Origin of the sequence: Arthrobacter sp. KNU40 (assembly GCF_051515115.1) — a bacterium.
GTDB lineage: Bacteria > Actinomycetota > Actinomycetes > Actinomycetales > Micrococcaceae > Arthrobacter.
In genome coordinates, this window is sequence record NZ_CP195850.1 from 2065469 (window position 1) to 2083277 (window position 17809).

Consider the following 17809-nt stretch of genomic DNA (forward strand, 5'->3'; position numbering starts at 1 on the left):
CTCAACGAAGGCATGCGTTGGTGAAAGCTCAAGTGGGTAATTCCGGTTTACGTACGTGATCTCGCCAGGGAGTATGAGTTGAGTGTCGTATCGGCCATGTAACGTGCTGGACATGAGTAGTGAGCATCCTGAGGAAAACCCCGACGACGCATTGGTGACGGACGATTCGCCTGGCACTAACACAGAAGATGCTGCGAGCGGATCTGAGGGGCAGAAGTGGGATCGCTTCTCTATTCATTCGCTACGGCCAGCGTTCGATCCTGAGAGCCATGAGCTGTACGTCCACTACCTCAAAGGCGAGCTCAACAGGCCCGCGCGCATGCCGAAGCGCCACGGTGAGGAGAGAGAGGTTGACGAACTGCGGCCGTGCAACATCGCGCTGACCGGCAGCTACGGTTCGGGCAAGAGCAGCATCTTGAGCAAGGTTGTTGAAGACTTCAGCGGTCGTGTGGTGGGTGTTTCGTTGTCGACGCTCGGAAGCGAGGAAGTCGAAACACGTGACGATTCGGCGAAGAACGACCCGTTGGCAACGCCGGCGATAACGAACGCGATCCAGAAGGAGATCGTCAAGCAACTCCTGTATCGAGAGAAGCCATCTAGCGTTCCTGGGTCTCGATATCGACGGATCGAGGGCTTTCGGCGAGGCCGTGCATTTGGGTTTTCGGCCCTGCTTGCATCATCTCTCACGACGATTGCACTGTTGACCGGAGCGACTTCCAAGGTCCAGTCGATCTTCGACAACGCCTTATGGCCCGCCATTTTCATCTATGCCGGTGTCTTCGTGCTCGTGCTCGCGATGGCGCAGGGATTGCAGGCGCTCTTGCACAACAGGGTATGGATCGAGAAGCTCACATCCGGACCAGCCTCCATCTCGCTCACCAACAATGCGGGCAGCTTCTTCGACCAGTACCTCGACGAGCTCGTCTACTTCTTTGAAGCGAATCCCTACGATGTCGTCGTCTTCGAGGACATCGACCGCTTCAACGACCCGTACATCTTCGAGACTCTGCGCGAATTGAATACGTTGCTCAACAACTCGAAGCAGATCGCACCCAAGCGAATCACCTTCGTATATGCTATTAAGGACAGCATCTTTGAACAGCTTGGGAAGATTTCGATCAACGGCGTCAAGCTGACCGCGCAAGAGATTCAGCAACTGGCCGTTACTAACCGGACAAAATTCTTCGATGTTGTCATTCCGGTTGTTCCCTTTATTAGCCATCGTAATGCGCGCGACTTGATTTCAAAGGAGATGAAGTCGTCTGGCTTTGAGATCGGAAAGCCACTTCTTGATATCTTGTCCGCGTATCTGGTGGACATGCGGCTGATCAAGAACATCCACAACGAGTTTGGCATCTTCGCTCAAAAGATCCTCGCGACTGGTCATCTTGACGAGCTTCAGCCCCAACCGTTGTTCGCCATGATCGTGTACAAGAATCTCAGCATGACGGACTTCGAGAAGGTCAAAGAGGGTACGAGTCGACTTGACGGCGTTTGGAGAGATTTTCGGAAGCTAGTCAACACGCGGATTGCTGCTGCGGAGCAAGAAGCCCGCCTTGCGCGCTCAAGGAAGGGAAAGCTTGAACTAGTCGAGTCTCGCGCAGAAATACTTGGTAACGGGCTCGAAGAGTATATGGACAGGTTGCTGCGATCCGCAGGTCAGTCCCTGGACAACGCGAGCATCACGCTGTCGTCCTCCGTCACCTTGGCTCAGCTTCGTGAGCCCGGCTTCTGGGAATCGTGGCTTGGGAACGAATCACTCACGCTCACGCTCGAGTATCAAGTCGCTGTGCAGGTCCAATATAATCAAGGTCGTGTCAAGTTTCAGCTCAACATCACCTTAGATGACCTCCGCAAGGAACTCGACGATCCACTGAATCTCGAAGAATGGAAAACAGCAGATGCAAGAATGCTGCAGACTACCATCGAGGATTCCATTGATCTGAGGGAATTCCTAAAAACCGCGACAATGCAGCAACTTGCTGAGCGACACGACATCGTCCTCGAGACAGAGCATGGATTCGAGTCCTTCTCAGCTATTGCCGAGCGCCACCTCGGCAAAGGATTGACCTTTGACCTGATCAGGGCTGGCTACATCGACAGAAATTTCAGCCTGTACGTCTCCCTGTACTACGACGACACTGTGACAGCCCGAGCAAGGAACTTCATCCTTCATTCGGTTGACGCAGGCACGGTGGACATCAACGCCGAGATCGGAACCGGACCACAGATCGCAGCCATGCTTGACGAAGTTGGCGACGGGATCTTCAACGAGCGAAGCATTTACAACATCCAACTGCTCGACTACCTCCTAGCGAGCGAAGATGCGAGACTCGATCGCTCGATGCCGCTGATCGGCGGAGACCGCGAAGAAGATTTCGCGATACGAACTGCCTACTTCGCGAGCGGTCATGAGCAGGCGGCACTTGTCACACGCCTCACGCCAAGTTGGACAGGCATTCTCGAGTTCTTGGTCACCGACGAGTCTGTCGCCGAGGAAGAGCGATCCGAGCTTCTAGACATCGCCTTCTCAGCGTTGTCCGCCAAGCACCGATACTTGACGTCGCCGGTGGTCAGAGACTTCATCCAGTCGAACTATCTGAAGATGAAGGCCTTGGTCGGTGGACGCGAGGTCAACTCCTTGGAAATGGTGGTTGCAGTCCTGAAGGACGCGAGCGTTACGTTCGCTTCCCTCTCTTCCTTGTCGGTGGCACTCAGGCCCTCGGCCGTCGAGAACTCGCTGTATGAGTTGACCGAAGCGAACCTGACGGCAGCGATTGATGGTGAGACCAATCTCGCACTAGACAATCTTCGCGCGGCCAGCGAGAGCATCTTTGCATACGCGGCAGCCAATCTCTCGGCCTACCTAGAAATTCAAGCGAGCTCGGTGACAACTAGTCACACAATCGCGAGCTACAAAAATTTCACCGGTATCCTCAACAGTCTGGCGAATAGAGACCTGAATGACGTATTGAAAGTCGCTGAAAGGTCCTCGGGGGTCATCGTCAACAAGATCGCGAACCTGGACGAGAAGCTCTGGCCTATCGTCGCACAGACAGGAAAACTTGCGCCAAACTACAGCAATGTGGCGAGCTACATCGAAAAGGTGGGCAGCATCGACATGCACCTTGCCACGACGCTGAAAGCCGCCGATGAAATCACCGAACTCGAATCAGTCGCCGAGTCGGACAAGATCAGCCTTGCGCTGACGCTGCTCACCACCAATCAGTTGAACTATGAAAAGCGGGTGCCACTTGCAGTGAGCCTCGGGCTCGAAGCCCCATTGTCCATAGCGGACATTAATCTTGCTGGCGAAGACGCGGGGATGGCTGGCGCGGTCTTGGCCGCAGGCCTGGTCGAGGATTCGGCAACAGCGTTCGAAGGGCTCGCAGCGGCTCCATGGCCAGTGAAGAGCTCTTACATTCAAGCATCAGAAGATTTTGTCGGCTACGTCAGATCGGTCGATTTCTCTGCGGACGATTTTGCTTCCCTCGTGCAGGACAATTCCGTTTCGGATGAGATCAAGGAAACCATAGTGCTCAATTTGAGTGACTTTGGATCGTCGACTAGACGAGTGGCTCTCGATGTGCTGGCCCGCTTCGCTGCGTCAAAGGCCCTCACCGTAGGCGCTGCGAATCTACTTGTAATGGCCGCTGCCGGCGTTGACGCGACCCCGATTGTGAAGCTGATCGCGCTCGAAATTGATTCGCTGGTTCTTGATGACGTGCTTGAGGTTCTACGCCTCATGCCGGAGAGATACCGAAAGCTGACTACAACCGGCGGTCACACGAAACTCCCGCTTACCAACGCAAACCTCAAACTAGTGGACCATTTGGTGGCTGTCCGTCAAGTGAGTAGTCGTGACCCCAACCCGACCGGTTCGGAGTTCAGAGTCAACCTCCGACGCGGCTAGGGTGTGGACAGCCTTCATGGACGAGTACGTGCTTCAGAACTCCGGGACGGTCGCAGTTGGTGCGATCGCCGCCGGGGCTGCCCCCGGTTTTGTTGACTCCTTGGCCTAGCGAGCTGGTGCTCGTGGAAGGATGTTGACCATGCCCACGGCTTGAGGGGCGGAGTTCCGCCAGGATGTTATTGATGTGGCCCGCAGGGGCGCATGACCAACAACGTTGACCGCGTGAACATCCAGACCAATGAAAGTAAGCTCAAACATAGCCGGGACCTCCCAAACCTCACATGTGGCACTACCATTGCACCCCCCAAGGACCCTCGCAGGCCACAGGAGCCGCGAATGGCAACCCACGGACCTGTGAAACAGAAGGCCCCGGCCCCTCATTATCCCGGCTGAACCTGCCGTCCGGGATAAGGGCCATCACCGCCGGGAATAGGTCCTGAAGCGCCTGTCCCCGGATCAGGGCGAGCCGAATCACCTCAAGTCGGCGCTGCAGGACCGCCCGGCGAAAATGGACCGCCCCGGACGGGCAGGTAACCCGTTCCTCTTCATATCTCTAAGGAAATGAGCCAAGTCAGGTGGCGGTGACCTGCACGGTGTTGAACTCAGCAAGCAAGGCTACTACCGGTGGAAAGCCAGCCCGGTGACGGCCCGGGACTGGGAGGATGGGCACCTGGTTAACGCCGCTCGGGACATCCACGTCGATGATCCGGCCTTCGGATACCGTTTCGTCGCCGACGAACTCCCCGGAGAAAGGCTTCACGGCGGGCGAGAACAGGGTCCAGCGCTTGTGCCGGGACCATGGCATCTGGTCCGTGTTTCCATGAAGCGTGGCCTGTACCGGAAACCGGGACCACCGGTTCGCGATGACCTGGTGGAGCGGGACTTTACCGCCGCGGCGCCGAACGAACTGTGGCTGACCGACATCACTGAGCACCCCACTGCCGAGGGGAAGCCCTACGTCTGCGCAGTCAAGGACGTCTATTCCGGGAGGATCGTCGGGTACTCGATGGACTCGCGGATGAAATCCTCGTTGGCCGTCGCCGCACTGGAGAACGCCGTGCGCGCACGCCGCCCGGCCAGAACGGTGGTGCATTCGGATCGTGGATCCCTGTTCCGGTCCCGCCGCTTCGTCGAATCGCTCCGGCACCACGGGCTCGCAGGGTCGATGGGCCGGGTGGGCGCGTGCGCGGACGACGCCGCGATGGAATCCTTCTTCTCGCTGCTGCAGAAAAACGTCCTGGACCGCCAAAGCTGGCTCACACACCAGGAGCTCCGGTCTGCGATCACCACCTAGATCGAAAGGACCTACCACCGCCGGCGACGGCAAAGACGCCTCGGAAAACTCACGCCAATCGAATATGAAACAATCAACCGGACCGCGCTCTCAGCGGTTTAAGACCCCGAGTCAACAAAAGCCGAGGCAGTCCCGTCCGACCAGTTTACGTTCATTATTGCCGCAAACGGTTGGCTGATTGGTAGGGTGAGATTCACAGGATTCATATGATTCATCGACATTCACAGGAGCAGGTGTGGAGAACCCTTTTCGGCCGACGGCTGGGGCGACGCCGCCGGATCTTATCGGGCGCGGGGGAGTGCTGGACGAGTTCGCCTATGGTCTGCGGATCGGGTCGGGGGCGCCGGGGCTTCTGACTATCTTCACCGGGGCGAGGGGGATCGGCAAGACCGTCATGCTCGGTGCCGCCGAGGACCTTGCCGTGGCCGGTGGCTGGGCGGTGGTGTCCGAGACCGCGACCGGCGGATTCCTGGGCCGTATCGGGGAGGCGATGCGCAGGCTGACGAACGAACTGGGGGATGGGCCGACGGGCCGGCGGGTGACGGGGGTGTCGGTGGCCGGGTTCTCGGTCACGACCCAGTTGGCCCCGGAGGAGCAGGTCGATTGGCGGGCGCGCGGAGCGGTGCTTTTGCGTTTGCTGGCGGAGCGGGGGACGGGGTTGGTCATCACGGTTGATGAGATTCATGCGGCGGACCGGGTGGAGTTGTCCCAGCTTGCCGCGGATGTCCAGCATTTCATTCGCGAGGGCCTGCCGATCGGGCTGATTTTCGCGGGTTTGCCTGCGGCTGTTTCCGATTTGCTGAACGAGGGAGTGGCCACGTTCCTGCGGCGCGCTGACCGGATCGATCTGCATGCGGCCTCGATCGCGGAGGTGGAGCGTTCGTTCGCGGAAACCTTCGCCGCGGCGGGCGTGGCCCTGGACGGTGAGCTGGCCAGGGTCGCGGCGGAGGGCACGGGCGGTTATCCGTTCCTGATCCAGCTGATCGGCTATTACCTTTGGCAGGAAGCAGAAAAGGCCCCGGGCGGTCTGGATGCCGCCGCCGTCAGCCGGGCGGTGACGGCGGGCCGGCGTCGGAACGAGAGGGTGGTCATTGAAGCGGCGCTATCCACGACGTCCGGGCGGGACCGTGATTTCCTGCAGGCCATGGCCGAAGATCCCGGGCCGTCGTCGACCACGGACATCGGCAGGCGTACGGGGATGCGGCCGAATGCCGTCGGTAACTACCGGACGCGTTTGATGGATGCGGGTCTGATCGAACCGGCAGGTTACGGGCTCGTGGACTTCGCCATCCCCGGACTGCGCGAATACATGACCGCCGGTCCGGCCAGGAAATAAGCCCCGCGGCCGGCAGAAGTCCGGATCTCCCTAGGCCATAAGTTGGCATTCACGGGGTGTTGACAGTGTCAACACTTTTTCCGTCGGACTGGGTCGTACATCGGCCGGACTGGCTCGGATTGCCTATGTTTTCTGGAGTTCCCAGTGTTTGCAAGGGTTGGAATGCGGTTCGAGTCCCACCTCGGGCACAATGTTGTCGCAGGTCAGGGGCCTATTTGGCCCCTGACTGTTGACAAAGCTTGACTTTTTCAATTGCCTTGGGTGTATGGGGGCGCTGTATTTCGCCCAGCTAGTCTCACATGGAACTCGACATACGCCCTCTTCGTTTGGCGTTACTGTCGACAGGGTGGCCAAAGTCGTTGCCGGTCATCAGCGACTGCACTAGTCCGGCCATCGTGCGGACTCCCTTGAGCGAAAGTTTCCTCGACGGCCCCGTGCGGGGTTCTGTTCCCCGATGAGGCGTCAAACATATTGCGCCCTACGTTGAGCCGTCGACGTACACGCCCTCCGTCCACGGTTGGCTACTTGCCGTCAGTAGGCTTCTCCAGTGCCTCTTCGAAGTCGTCCACCCTCGTCACATCGAGCCCAGATTGTCTGGCCCGGAACACCATCCCGTAGTCCGTTGTCACAACGTGAACGCTTTTGGCGTAGGGACTCGTGGTTAGGGCTCGGTCGATGATCTCTAGGTCGGCATCAGGCAGGGGAGAATGGCTTAACTCTTGAGGTATCAAACCAAGGTAAAGCGCTGATGACGGAGTAGTACTTGCGATGGAGCCGTCACTTAGTTTGGGTCGATGCCCGGGCGCTCGGAATTGAAGTTCGAGAAACCTAAGAGCCTTACCCGCTCGGTTGCGGATTGATAGCTGTCCCTTGGCTACCTGCTGTCTGTTGCGTTTGTGGCCGTCGAGCTCGTCGATAACCTTCGTTGGGACCGTAATCACGAGAGGAACGTCGGGACGAATGTTCAAGACAGTATTCCAATCAACTTCAGCTATATTTTCGTGATGCCTCAACCAGACCCCGGTATCGAGCACGACAGCAACAGCGGCCCCGCTGTCCCAACGCGCCAGATCTGCCGCTATCCCCTCCTGGACAGCTTTGAGGTACTCAATTCTCTGACTGATTTCCCCATCTACGAGAATCCTCAGTGTGCGCTCGGTAACGGCACTCGGCTCAAGCGAAGAAGCGTCCAGTATCGCCGGGTCGTGATCAACCGGTCGATTTCTTCGTCAGGCAGGAGACCAGCCATGAGTCGAACCTGATGGCTGGCCCACTCAACGTACGCGTTGTATAAGCCGATGGCATACCCGGCTTGGGTGCTTCCCCGGACGTTTTCGATTTCGCGGGCAGCATCGCCAAGAACGGCTCGGAGGCGGTCAGGCGAGCCGCCCAGCGCTAGTTTGATCATGGTTCAGCTTATGTTGCAGGTAAACATGAACGGGTTACGACCTTTATTGTCGTGAAACCTTGTTACAGTCCGGCTATGACGAACGAGCTCGCCGCAGAAGCGACCAAACTGACTGACGTGTGCCGCACCATTTTTGGTGATGAAGCTAATTGGATAAAGGCAGATGGCTATCCCCACAGTCTGGCTCTTGCCATTATCGATTCAATATTCTCAACTGGATCGCATTACCAGAGCGTCATAAATGTCGTCAACGAGTACCGGGCTTACCGGCGCAGCCAGGGTGCAGACGCTGATCAAGACGGTACTGGTGAGCTGCTGCGTACCTTCGAGGAAGTCGGTGATAGCAAAGGTTGGGCAGTTCTGGTCAATAACCACAAGCCCGCACACACCGGGGCGAAGGCCTTGCTAAAGGCTGAAGTGGTTCGTCAGGCCGCTGAGGCGCTGAAGGCGCTTGAAATCACTACCAGGGCCGAGCTGCATGCTGAGCACTTCGCGGATGAGGGCTTGAGTCGAGTGAAAGAAGCTTGGCTGCATCTACCAAGCCAGTCCTCGGGAGTCACGTTCAACTACTTGCTCATCCTGGCCGGATTCCAGTCCGTGAAGCCTGACCGCATGGTGATCCGTTTCGTGGAAGAACACGCCGGTCTTGAAGGGAAGAGACTCACGTCCATGCAGACGGCAGAGCTAATCAATAAAGTTGCCGAGCTGTATCCAACCCAGCCGAGGAGACTCGACCACGTGATCTGGCGACACGTTTCAGGTCGAGAGATCTTCCGGGCGGAAGAGTTGAGCTAACCGAACACCAGGGGCTGTAGGGGTACGCGCGAAGCATGGAGCGCGGTTCTCCTTCCGGCAGTGCCGACCGGCACCTGCAGCGACTGCGCTTTTCAAGGACGGATCGCTGTTCTAATCGGGAAACCCCAGCGGAACGTGCTCGCACGACGGCGGCGTGGCGGTCGGTTACAAATAGCCGCCGCTGCTCGTTGGCACTATGCGCCCGATGCCGGGCACAACCCCCGGGCGGCGTCGGGTGCCGTCGTGCGTGGGGGCGGAATCTGGACGCTGGGACGCCCGCCGGCAAGGGGTTCAGAAGTGGCGCGAAAGGGTGGACAGGATCCAGGGGGCTGCGATCAGGAGGGCGAGGAGCCAGCCGATCCGGCGGGCGCGTGCCGTCTTTACCGCCGTTCTGAGGGTGGAGAATTCCCGACGGATCAGGTCAGGATCCGTCATCGCTGGGGGATTGCGGTGCCATGTCTGCGGCTGGGAAGCCGCTGCGGTGAGCATCCGGACCTGTCCGGGGCCAAGGACCCGTGGTCGGTCGGCGAGCCAGGTGAGCAGGCGGGTGGCGGTGACGACGGCGGCGCCCTCGGGGCTGGCTTTTATGGTCAGGCTTTTCGGGGCAAGGATGACGACCACACCGGTGACCGGAACTGGCCCGCCCATTTTCCGGCTGAGCAGGGTCGCCGCGCGGGACACTTCGTGGGCGGCGTTATGGAGGTGGCGTTGTTTCTTGCCGGCGACCATGAGGGTACGTCCGGCAACCCAGACTGCCTGGCCCGTGTGGTTTTTGGTGTTGAGGGTGAACACTCCGGCCGGGCCGATCAGCACGTGGTCGATGTCGGAGGTTCCGGCCCCGACCGGGACGGCATGCAGCACGGTCCATTCCGGTCCTAGTCGTTCAAGGATGTGTCCGACGTTGATCTCTCCCACGGCCCCCTGGTACCAGGACACGGAGTCCGCCCCCAGCGGGCTGGCCCCGAAAACACGCCTCAGAAAGGTCCGTCCGGGAACACTTGCCTGCTCCTGTAGGAGTCTCTCGATGACGGAATGACCAGCGGTCCTGCCCCTGAGATCGGCACCGGCAGGCCCGGACTGCCGTGACGGGACACCCCGCGAGGCCTGGCCATGTTCCAACGGACTTCCCCTTTTCCGTGAGCTGCAGGCCTCCGGTTGCTAGAGAGAACCCTGATCGAATCCTGCCAGACATCCACCTCACCTGCCAGAGTCGGAGGTGTTCCGACCCACGCTATGGAAAGCGACGTTTCATAGGTATGTGGAGTCGTTGGCCGCTGCGATGCATCTGAGCGATTACCTTCTGCTGTGCTCCGTCATATACGGGCGTTTGCAAGCGCAATAGTGGGGGACACTCTCTCGCTGAACGGCAGCCCTGCCGTGGGGTCACTGTAGGGTCATCATCGTGATGAATGAAGGTTTGGTCCACACGAATGCTGCAGATTGGCTGTACAAAGCCATCAAGGACGTCGACGGCGGTGTACTCCTGGCCAGTCCCTATGTCTCCTCTGATGTGTGCCGGCGGTTGGCGGCGGCCAGCAACGGGTCCGATTCCAAGTGGCGTCTCTTCACATGCTTGGACCCTACCGCGGTGGCGAACGGCTACTTGTCCGTTGAAGGCTTGAATGAACTGATACAGAACGGTGTCACCGTCAGCCATGTTGACCGGCTGCACGCCAAGACATTCATCGTTGGTAGCCGTGGCTTCCTTGGATCAGCGAACCTCACCGGCGCCGGGCTGGGCACGTCGAAGTCTGCCAACTTTGAGCTGGGTGTTGAGCTCGTGGCTTCCCAAGTAGACGAAGTCAGGCGGGCCATCAGTGCGTGGCCCCGTCGAGGTGTTACGGCGAGCGACTTGGAGAAGCTCCTCTTGCAAGCCCGACAGCTAACCCGGTCGGAAGCACCTGCCGCCGTTGACCTGGACAAAGACTCTGCTCTGGCTCTTGCAGAACAGTTGCTGATTGATGCTCGTGATGAAACTCGGACCTTGTGGCTGAAGTCCGAGTACGGTGAGCCAGCGCTGGACCAATGGCGCAGCGAGTGGTATTTCGGAAGCCCGGCCAAAGGACGGCCAAGCATCAAGCCAAGAGACTTGGTCTTCATTTGCGCACAGACTCGGGATTGCTACGCCGTCGTAGAAGTGACGTCAGATCCAGAGTACTTGCCTGATGATTACCGTGCCGAAAGGGGCGAAGAGGCCGATCGTTGGCCATGGGTGAGCCGGACAACACCGCGCTTCGTGCCGGATCAATTGCTAGAGCTCAAGGCACACGAACTCGTTCGCAGCACGGGCGGCCTGCAGAACGGTCACATCAAGCTGAAGTTCGACCAGTTCACCAACGGCGTTCGCTCCCTCGCCAGACTCATGACGGACTAGGTTTGGCACTCCGGGGCTAATGCGTCCGCGTTAGGTTGCGGGGGCCTTGTGGTCGCCGTGCCAAGCTGGAGCGCCACGCCGAGGGCTGCTTTAAAGTTTGCCTCAAAGCAATTACCGATACGACCACAGCGGCAACAGCGACCCAGAACTCAGCATCTATGAGGCGACTGTAATGTACAAAGGCACAGGAGTCGGGGACTAGCTCGGGGAAACCGTGCAGGAGTTGCGCAGCTGATTAGGCGGCGTTTCTGCAGGTGTAAATACACGCCCGGTTGCTTGGTAGGGATTCCTCGCCGCTCCTCTCGAGAGGAAATGTTTGTCGGTGCCGCTCTTAGAGACCAGTGACAGCTCCGTCAATTGATAGTCGGGCTGGGTCTGGTTCATTCATATAGATTTGCGGCGGAGTCCATGTGGCTTGAAGTCGGCGTGAACCCTGGTGTGCGGGACCGAGCGCGAACGAGTCGATCCGTGAAGCGGATTCGTCGGTAATGAGTTGTTCGGTGAACAGTAGGCGCGCGATCGGACGGAGAACGCTGTCGTCAAGACCAGATCCCCGTAACGGTGCCAAGGGATCCGTTGGACGTGCGAGCCACCTAGCTTGCTCGCCCAGCGAAGAAGTTCCGAACAGGCCGTCGGACAGCGCGCGACGTGCCACTTCATCGGCAGAAATGCCATTGAGTGCAGCTCGAATGTTCGATGATCGCCGCTCCTGAGCTACCAGCGTCAGACGCTCCTCGTGCGCAATGGTCGAGATTGTTCGAGTAGATAGCCGGTCCAACTGCACTGACAGAGCTTCAGTTGGAGAGGCAAAAGCGACCCCGCTGGCCCGGCTGTCACGCAGACGCACCAGCTCGGCATGCACGGCATCACTTCGCACGTCGGCCGTGATCGAGATCGTCCTGCCGTCACTGGTGATCTCACGTGCCCGGAAGAGTGCTCGCCCAACGCGCACCCATGGTGCTAACTCCTCAGCAGCCAGATCCGTTAGCCGCCGAATCACGCGTTGTTGTAAATCTGTCGGATCGCTCCAAGAACTTGTCGTATAAAGGTTGCGTGCACCCTGAATGAGATCGCGCTGTGCGCCGTCCATCTCGCCCGATGCCTCGCCCTGGACGAAGAGGCAGAGCCTCAGTCCGTGAAGTTCGGCTTCTCTATACTCAGCATGGGTCGCTGAGTATCCGTCGGACATGCGTACGCCGTAACGGGTTCCCAACATGCCTACATAAATCTCGGAGCTGCGCACCCCCGCCAGATAGGCCTGATCTGCGGACACATCCAAAGGACCTAAATCCTCGAACATCACCGGTGTCGCGCCGATGGTCTCGATTGCTGCACGGACTGCTGAGCGTTCCTCGGGCATGTCCGTAATGAGACTCGAAACGAACACCCGTCGCCCGCTAGCCCACGCCCTTACATCTTGTTCGGAGGCAGTCAAAGATGCCGAGCGTTGATCAACCAGCAACGGAGCGTCAGTCATGCCCCAAGTTCACCACAGTGGCACGACGTTTTCACTTTGGCCAGCGAACAATTGGTCACGATCAACCCACCGGCGCAGCGTCTACCGAGTCTGTGCGTGTTTGCCGGCGGCGCCGATGTTGGCCAGGAATGTACCCGTCAATGCGCCCCTGCGCCGCAGCTGCCGGGGGAGCAGCTACTAGGTCACGTGTACGGCACCGGCTCTGAGGTGGGCGTCCCACCCCCGAGCGACGAGCTGCTGGACCTCTTCGGCAAACGGATTCCCCATTCAGTCAGCAGCCCATCGCATTTTCGATAAGTTTTGGGCGGAGCCAGCTGATGAGCCGGCAGCACGTAAGTAAAAGCAAGAGGGTAAGTAATAGACCGGGTCCCGGTACCCTGCGATGTCGCGGGAGCGACGCACCGCGCCGGGTCGGTCTACTTTGCGTCTCTAGCGAGAGAATTGACCCCCGCTTGAATGCGACAGTTCCACGGTTTGAAGCGGCCAGTAGATCTCAGAAGTCCAATTGTATGAAATCGAGGAATTCACGGCCCAGAGCCTTTATATGCGGTGAGAATGTTCCATTGGACGTCATAGCGGTGGTCATGCTTGGGATGTCGGTCAGGTCATCTCGGTTAAGCTCGGCAATCACTCGGAGGACTTCTCCTGGATAGACCGGATCCCCATTTACGACGTGGTCCCTGATGACGTGACCGAGATTGTCCATCATCCCAATCACTTCTCCTGCACCGTTTTCCTTCAGCCACGCCGACGGATCGGCGAAAAAGTTGAGCAAAGTGATGTGCAGCATCGAATAGCGGGAAATGAGCGAGGTAAATCTATCTCTCTGAGACGTGGCTAGATCAGACCACGAGCCCGATTTCGCTAAAGCTTTCGCAAGAAGTTCTCTTTTCACCGGATCGGCCGTTTCCTGGGACGCGCGCAGGAGTCGGTGCGCGTACGCAACAAAGTCCTCGTCCTCAGTCGCGTTCTCGTTCAGGAGGCTTTCGACTTTTTGGCCAAGCTGAACAAGGCATCCTACTACGAGTCTCCAAAACGCCTCATCGCGTTCGCGTGCCTTCGCAGCAACAGCAGCTCCGACGGTTTCAGCTAACAGGCCACCCCCAGGGATCAGCGATAAGACTCCTTTGCCTGCTGCTAAGGCCGCGTCTCCGACCGCGTTGCTTTCGGGAAACTCGTTCCATAGATCTTCCGGGTTCAATTCACGATCGTTGGTCACACCTATGAATCTAGCGATGAAACAGGCTCGACAAGTGGATTCCTTAACTGTGTTGAATGGCCATCACTGACAGCTTTCACAATTTCGATGTGGACCGGCTCATTCTCAGGAGAACAACCACCTCCAGAAGGCCCTCCGCCGACGGACCGAAGACTGCCATTTCGTCAGCCGTCTTATCGAACGACTGATCAGCGCAGGAGTGGGCGGCCTGATCATCGACGCTGGCACAGCAGAATTCGGTCCGCCATCCCTGATTGAACGCCCCAAATTGGTCGAAGAACCTATCAAGCTGGAAGCTGGGAGGGTGACGGTCATGGTCTAGACGGGAACGCCCGCCACACGAGACAGGTGACCTTAGGCAGGCACGCGCAGCTTATAGCGGATGTCCGCGGTCTTCGTGCAATTGGGAGCAATCTTTCTGCACCTGTTTATGGCCGAGCAGGACGTCGAACACATAGCTGCTCATTCAGTTCCCAGATCGGCTCTTGCCTTTGAAGACCATAGGTCGATTTCCGTCTCTAGGGACTTGACGTCGTCTTGAAGGTTTGAGGAGACGCGGTTGAAATCCAAACTTGCGTCGACTCGCAATCACGCCCTTCCACCCCGCAACTGAAGTTGTTGAACATGTCTGTGACGGAACGGTGGAGAATGACCGTCTCATGTCTCAGCTTATTTGAGCCGACGAGCCGTATTACGGCCTCGTCCTGAAGCACGCTGCGGAGAATGGGCTCGGTCTCAGTATGAAGTCTGTCGGTGTATGGATCTTCCGATGATTTGTGCGGGAACCCGGCCTGTGCGGCAGCTAAGTTTTCCCACAAGGCGTTGTAAAGCTGTTCTATGTCACCGGTGTATTTTGAGTAAGCCTGTTGCCGGTTTGAGTGGACGAATTCTGTTTGTGCCTGAGTCCTCGTCGCGTCGGTCTGCCAATGCGTGACGGCAATGGCTACGGTAGGTCCTACTATCGCAGAAACTAGGGCTGTTGTTGCCGCGATGAGTGCGAGTCTGGTCTGCTTAGAGTTGTTTGAACCGCCGTCGGAATCCGCCATCTCTGCAGAATACTCGGAAACGAAGGCATCCGACCGTTCGAGACTAGTCGGCCGCCGTGAACATGTTTCACTGCTGTGGCCTCTCGAGTGCCGAAGAGAGTGATGTCGAGGTCTACGCTGGCTGAGAGTTTGTCATTTGAGATGTTCAGTAGTGTTCGAGTAGAAGTCTCCTACTCCGATCATCCGCCCCAAACAGCGAGAAGGCGCACGGGGTGCGGGAACGGTGGCTTCGCGGGAAATGGTGGTCATTCGACATGTGGGAGCTGACCCTTGGACAGGCGTCGAGGCTCGCCCGTTCTTGTTGTCCGAGCGATGCGCTTCACGGCTGCCCTTTAAAAGGTGTCGGCGAAATGGGACACCTGTAGCATGCGTTCATGGACAATATTTGGCTAGGCACAGGATTCATCCGCGAGACTACGGAACAGCCGCTGGAGGTCGAGTATCTCGGCAAACAGGTCAAAATTTCCAAGAACTCGCCGGGGGACAATGTGATTGTCACTCAAAACGGTGAGCCCTTAGGGTACATCACCCATTATGGCGAGCACGAGTCAGGAGCGGTCAGCATTGCTCTTAACGGTCACGTCCTACCTCAGATATGCAGGACACTGCGGCAAGCTCTGGAAGTGATTTGCGACAGTTGAACCTTCTGCAGAATCTGCAATCGGATCACGTCAATTATCCGCGTTACATCCACTGCTCTGGTTCGGGTGATTCATCTCTTGGCCGCGATCTCGATACGGCCAAGGCCTCTGCGCAATGGGCCAAGGGGGCGGGTAATACGTCCGACGACGCGGCCCGCGAATTCCTTCCGTCTCGCGCCTGCGGGTCGACGACGAAACGCTATCCAAATCCGACTTATTCACCGTCCAGACAGGAGGGTGTCGCCTGAAGCGGTGACGTCACCCTCCGGGTGTCGAGGCTTTCAAGGAACGGATTTGTGTCGGCACGCGCCTCGCAGGGCACGGCCACGGTGCTCAGACCGCGCAGCATTCAAATAGCGTTCATCAGGCTCCAATCAGTAAGTCCGGTAGCTGTGGCGAGCGCTTGTCGCCAGAGATTTGGCTCGTCAGCGGTGATTCGTTCCGCGATCGTTTTCGACATCGTCCCTTCGCTGGACAGTACGGCGGTTTGCAGGAGGGTTCCTGGATAGGGCTGGCTGACTGTGAATGACGATCCGTCGCGGGCCACCCTGACGCTGTCCCGAGTGCGAAATCCGATATCGTGTAGCTCTCGCCTGAATACGAGCGCGTCAATGTTGGGTGCGTCGTCCAGTACGGGTTCGAACAGTTCGACGAGTGCATTGAGCTTCTCCTCCGGTGGCAGGGCCTCATATTCGAAGAGCAGACCGGTGGCTCCGTGATCGTCGATCCACAGCATGTTGGCGCCAGACTTTGTAGTCTGGAATGTCTTCTTCCTCACCAAATTGCGCAGTCGGTGTCCGACTTCAACTTTGAGGACTGGGCCGTTTAGCTCGGTCCCAATGGGTGCTGTGCCGGGTGCGGCGGTGAGAGTGCTACCGTCGGGCTCGGTGATGTGGACCGCCACACCGTTTTTCGCGGACTTCTGGGCGACCCGTTCCGTCCGTGCTTTCCATGCCTTAGTAAGCTGATCATCCGAAGTCGCTGGTACGTCTCCGGTCCAGTGGATTCCGTGGCGATGGGCCAGGAGGTGGAGATGTTCGACGTTCTTACGGTTGACCTGCTCGTATAGCTTGGTTTGTTCATCGAGAGATGGTGTGTAGACCTCCAAGGCGACTGGCTTGTCAACGGCGTTGAGCACAAGGTCAACCGGATCTCGCGAAAGCGTCTGCTCGAGCGCAACTGGCTCGTAACCGGCCGCGTGTGCCAGTGTGGCGATCCGGAACTGGGTCAGCCCGTGCCCGAATGCCTCGGGCCGCAGGTCAGACTTGATGGTCTTGATCACGTCGGCGTGACCCGGGAAGTCAGACGTCGAGGTAATATCCAGCCAGAAGACAGCCAAATCGACCATGCCCGTCGCTGGTCCGCGTGGGTTCAAGGCGGGACTCATGCGGGCCAGAAGGGCGAATACGCCGGTTTCACGGCGTTCGAAGGCTCTGCCAACCCATTCGTCGCCGACGATGCGTTGGAGATCGGCGGTTATGCGCGCGACCAGTTTCCTGCCTTTCGGCGTCAGCCAGGGTGCTTCCGTGGTGCCGATGATCGTCCGCCATGTTGGCGTACCGCCCTTGTCAACTGCCCGCCACTCGTCCAAATCGCGCTGATTGGTCATGCCACAAGTATTAGCTATACGCCGCCAGGCATGACGCGTCTCGGCCCGAAGCAGCTCTAGTGGCTGGCCTAGCCGAGTCCGGAACCCCTACGGCGACGTCCCGCGATGGCCTTTGTCCTGAGCGATTGTGGACAAAATCCACCATCAATATGGTCTTTGTGGGGGGTGAACGCGAGAACCAGCGCTACTCAACATCGGCACAGCTCCTGGGAGGGCACGAGAACACGATAACGAGCTGGGTCAAGGCGGGGCGTGCTGGTGTCGTCCCGGTTGCCCGGTGCTGCAGGCCAGCGATTTGCCCGTGAGGAAGTCCTGCGCCTGCAGCGAGAACGCGGTGCGATGACCTCGTCGATTGCTGCAACGCACCGAACTGACTAGCCCGAGCTGGTTAGGCGAACGATCTGAATTTTTGGGCATCGCGGCTTGATTCCACAGGAACGCTTCCCGAGTTGATGCGGCGTCTACTCGCGATGACCTCGGGCATCACCAGTCTGGAATCCGGGCACACTAATGTATCGCTGCATCCGGTTGCGGGCCGAACGGCTACCTCGGGCGCCGCGAGATTCCGGGGTTCTCTGGCTATTCACAGTCGGTTGTGACGATATCGCGATTGGCACTCGGCCGTTCGGTCCCGGCCGTCGCCGTGCGGCGGTACTGCGCTCAGGTGATTGTCGCGTTGTTTTCGGGCCTCGGACTC

General features: G+C 58.5%; 13 protein-coding genes. 6 read left to right on the plus strand and 7 right to left on the minus strand.

All coding sequences use genetic code 11. The features are described from left to right. The first annotated feature begins 112 nt into the window (after positions 1-112). The 3 genes from ACSKT0_RS09610 (at position 113) to ACSKT0_RS09620 (ending at position 6543) form a co-directional block, all read left to right on the plus strand. A complete protein-coding gene (locus ACSKT0_RS09610; RefSeq protein ID WP_437773524.1) occupies positions 113-3913 on the plus strand; it encodes a YobI family P-loop NTPase in 3801 nt (1266 codons plus the stop codon). Positions 3914-4553: 640 nt separating this feature from the next. Continuing rightward, positions 4554-5207 carry an IS3 family transposase gene (locus ACSKT0_RS09615; protein WP_437773525.1) on the plus strand — a complete coding sequence of 218 codons (654 nt, stop codon included), beginning with the start codon at positions 4554-4556 and terminating at the stop codon, positions 5205-5207. 235 nt (positions 5208-5442) lie between these two features. After that, positions 5443-6543 carry an ATP-binding protein gene (locus ACSKT0_RS09620; RefSeq protein WP_437773526.1) on the plus strand — a complete coding sequence of 367 codons (1101 nt, stop codon included), beginning with the start codon at positions 5443-5445 and terminating at the stop codon, positions 6541-6543. A gap of 521 nt (positions 6544-7064) precedes the next feature. On the opposite strand, the gene ACSKT0_RS09625 is transcribed toward ACSKT0_RS09620, so the two are convergent. Both ACSKT0_RS09625 and ACSKT0_RS09630 read right to left on the minus strand, forming a co-directional pair. Next, the gene (locus ACSKT0_RS09625) at positions 7065-7577 is read right to left on the minus strand and encodes a PIN domain-containing protein (RefSeq protein ID WP_437773527.1); all 513 of its coding nucleotides are present in this window, start codon (positions 7575-7577) and stop codon (positions 7065-7067) included. 110 nt (positions 7578-7687) lie between these two features. Beyond that, complete coding sequence (locus ACSKT0_RS09630) at positions 7688-7951, minus strand: hypothetical protein (RefSeq protein WP_437773528.1); 264 nt, start codon at positions 7949-7951, stop codon at positions 7688-7690. A 75-nt stretch (positions 7952-8026) separates the two neighbouring features. On the opposite strand from ACSKT0_RS09630, the gene ACSKT0_RS09635 reads away from it, so the two are divergent. Further along, entirely contained in the window at positions 8027-8746 is a 720-nt protein-coding gene (locus ACSKT0_RS09635) for a hypothetical protein (RefSeq protein WP_437773529.1), read from the plus strand. A gap of 291 nt (positions 8747-9037) precedes the next feature. On the opposite strand, the gene ACSKT0_RS09640 is transcribed toward ACSKT0_RS09635, so the two are convergent. Continuing rightward, positions 9038-9682: a nuclease-related domain-containing protein gene (locus ACSKT0_RS09640; RefSeq protein ID WP_437773530.1), complete on the minus strand. Its 645-nt coding sequence runs from the start codon at positions 9680-9682 to the stop codon at positions 9038-9040. A gap of 466 nt (positions 9683-10148) precedes the next feature. Between ACSKT0_RS09640 and ACSKT0_RS09645 the strand changes: the two genes are divergently transcribed. Beyond that, on the plus strand, positions 10149-11120 hold the full coding sequence (locus ACSKT0_RS09645) for a hypothetical protein (RefSeq protein WP_437773531.1): 972 nt from the start codon (positions 10149-10151) through the stop codon (positions 11118-11120). A gap of 331 nt (positions 11121-11451) precedes the next feature. Here ACSKT0_RS09645 and ACSKT0_RS09650 read toward each other — a convergent pair whose 3' ends face one another. The 3 genes from ACSKT0_RS09650 to ACSKT0_RS09660 all read right to left on the minus strand — a co-directional run bounded on the left by ACSKT0_RS09650 (position 11452) and on the right by ACSKT0_RS09660 (position 14862). Further along, the gene (locus tag ACSKT0_RS09650; RefSeq protein ID WP_437773532.1) at positions 11452-12480 is read right to left on the minus strand and encodes a DUF4062 domain-containing protein; all 1029 of its coding nucleotides are present in this window, start codon (positions 12478-12480) and stop codon (positions 11452-11454) included. 610 nt (positions 12481-13090) lie between these two features. Then, positions 13091-13816, minus strand: a complete 726-nt coding sequence (locus tag ACSKT0_RS09655) for a hypothetical protein (RefSeq protein WP_437773533.1) — start codon at positions 13814-13816, stop codon at positions 13091-13093. Between the two features lie 518 nt (positions 13817-14334). Then, complete coding sequence (locus ACSKT0_RS09660; protein WP_437773534.1) at positions 14335-14862, minus strand: hypothetical protein; 528 nt, start codon at positions 14860-14862, stop codon at positions 14335-14337. Positions 14863-15236: 374 nt separating this feature from the next. Between ACSKT0_RS09660 and ACSKT0_RS09665 the strand changes: the two genes are divergently transcribed. After that, a complete protein-coding gene (locus tag ACSKT0_RS09665) occupies positions 15237-15503 on the plus strand; it encodes a hypothetical protein (RefSeq protein ID WP_437773535.1) in 267 nt (88 codons plus the stop codon). A gap of 349 nt (positions 15504-15852) precedes the next feature. Here the strand turns inward: ACSKT0_RS09665 and ACSKT0_RS09670 are convergent, their stop codons facing one another. Then, positions 15853-17112 carry a hypothetical protein gene (locus ACSKT0_RS09670; RefSeq protein ID WP_437773536.1) on the minus strand — a complete coding sequence of 420 codons (1260 nt, stop codon included), beginning with the start codon at positions 17110-17112 and terminating at the stop codon, positions 15853-15855. Between the last annotated feature and the right edge of the window lie 697 nt (positions 17113-17809).

Excerpts from the sequence above, each read along its gene's own strand:
- ACSKT0_RS09610 (WP_437773524.1), top strand. The coding sequence starts at position 113 with ATGAGTAGTGAGCATCCTGAGGAAAACCCCGACGACGCATTGGTGACG.
- ACSKT0_RS09630 (WP_437773528.1), bottom strand. The coding sequence starts at position 7,951 with ATGATCAAACTAGCGCTGGGCGGCTCGCCTGACCGCCTCCGAGCCGTT.
- ACSKT0_RS09635 (WP_437773529.1), top strand. The coding sequence starts at position 8,027 with ATGACGAACGAGCTCGCCGCAGAAGCGACCAAACTGACTGACGTGTGC.
- ACSKT0_RS09650 (WP_437773532.1), bottom strand. The coding sequence starts at position 12,480 with ATGCCCGAGGAACGCTCAGCAGTCCGTGCAGCAATCGAGACCATCGGC.
- ACSKT0_RS09660 (WP_437773534.1), bottom strand. The coding sequence starts at position 14,862 with ATGGCGGATTCCGACGGCGGTTCAAACAACTCTAAGCAGACCAGACTC.
- ACSKT0_RS09665 (WP_437773535.1), top strand. The coding sequence starts at position 15,237 with ATGGACAATATTTGGCTAGGCACAGGATTCATCCGCGAGACTACGGAA.
- ACSKT0_RS09670 (WP_437773536.1), bottom strand. The coding sequence starts at position 17,112 with ATGACCAATCAGCGCGATTTGGACGAGTGGCGGGCAGTTGACAAGGGC.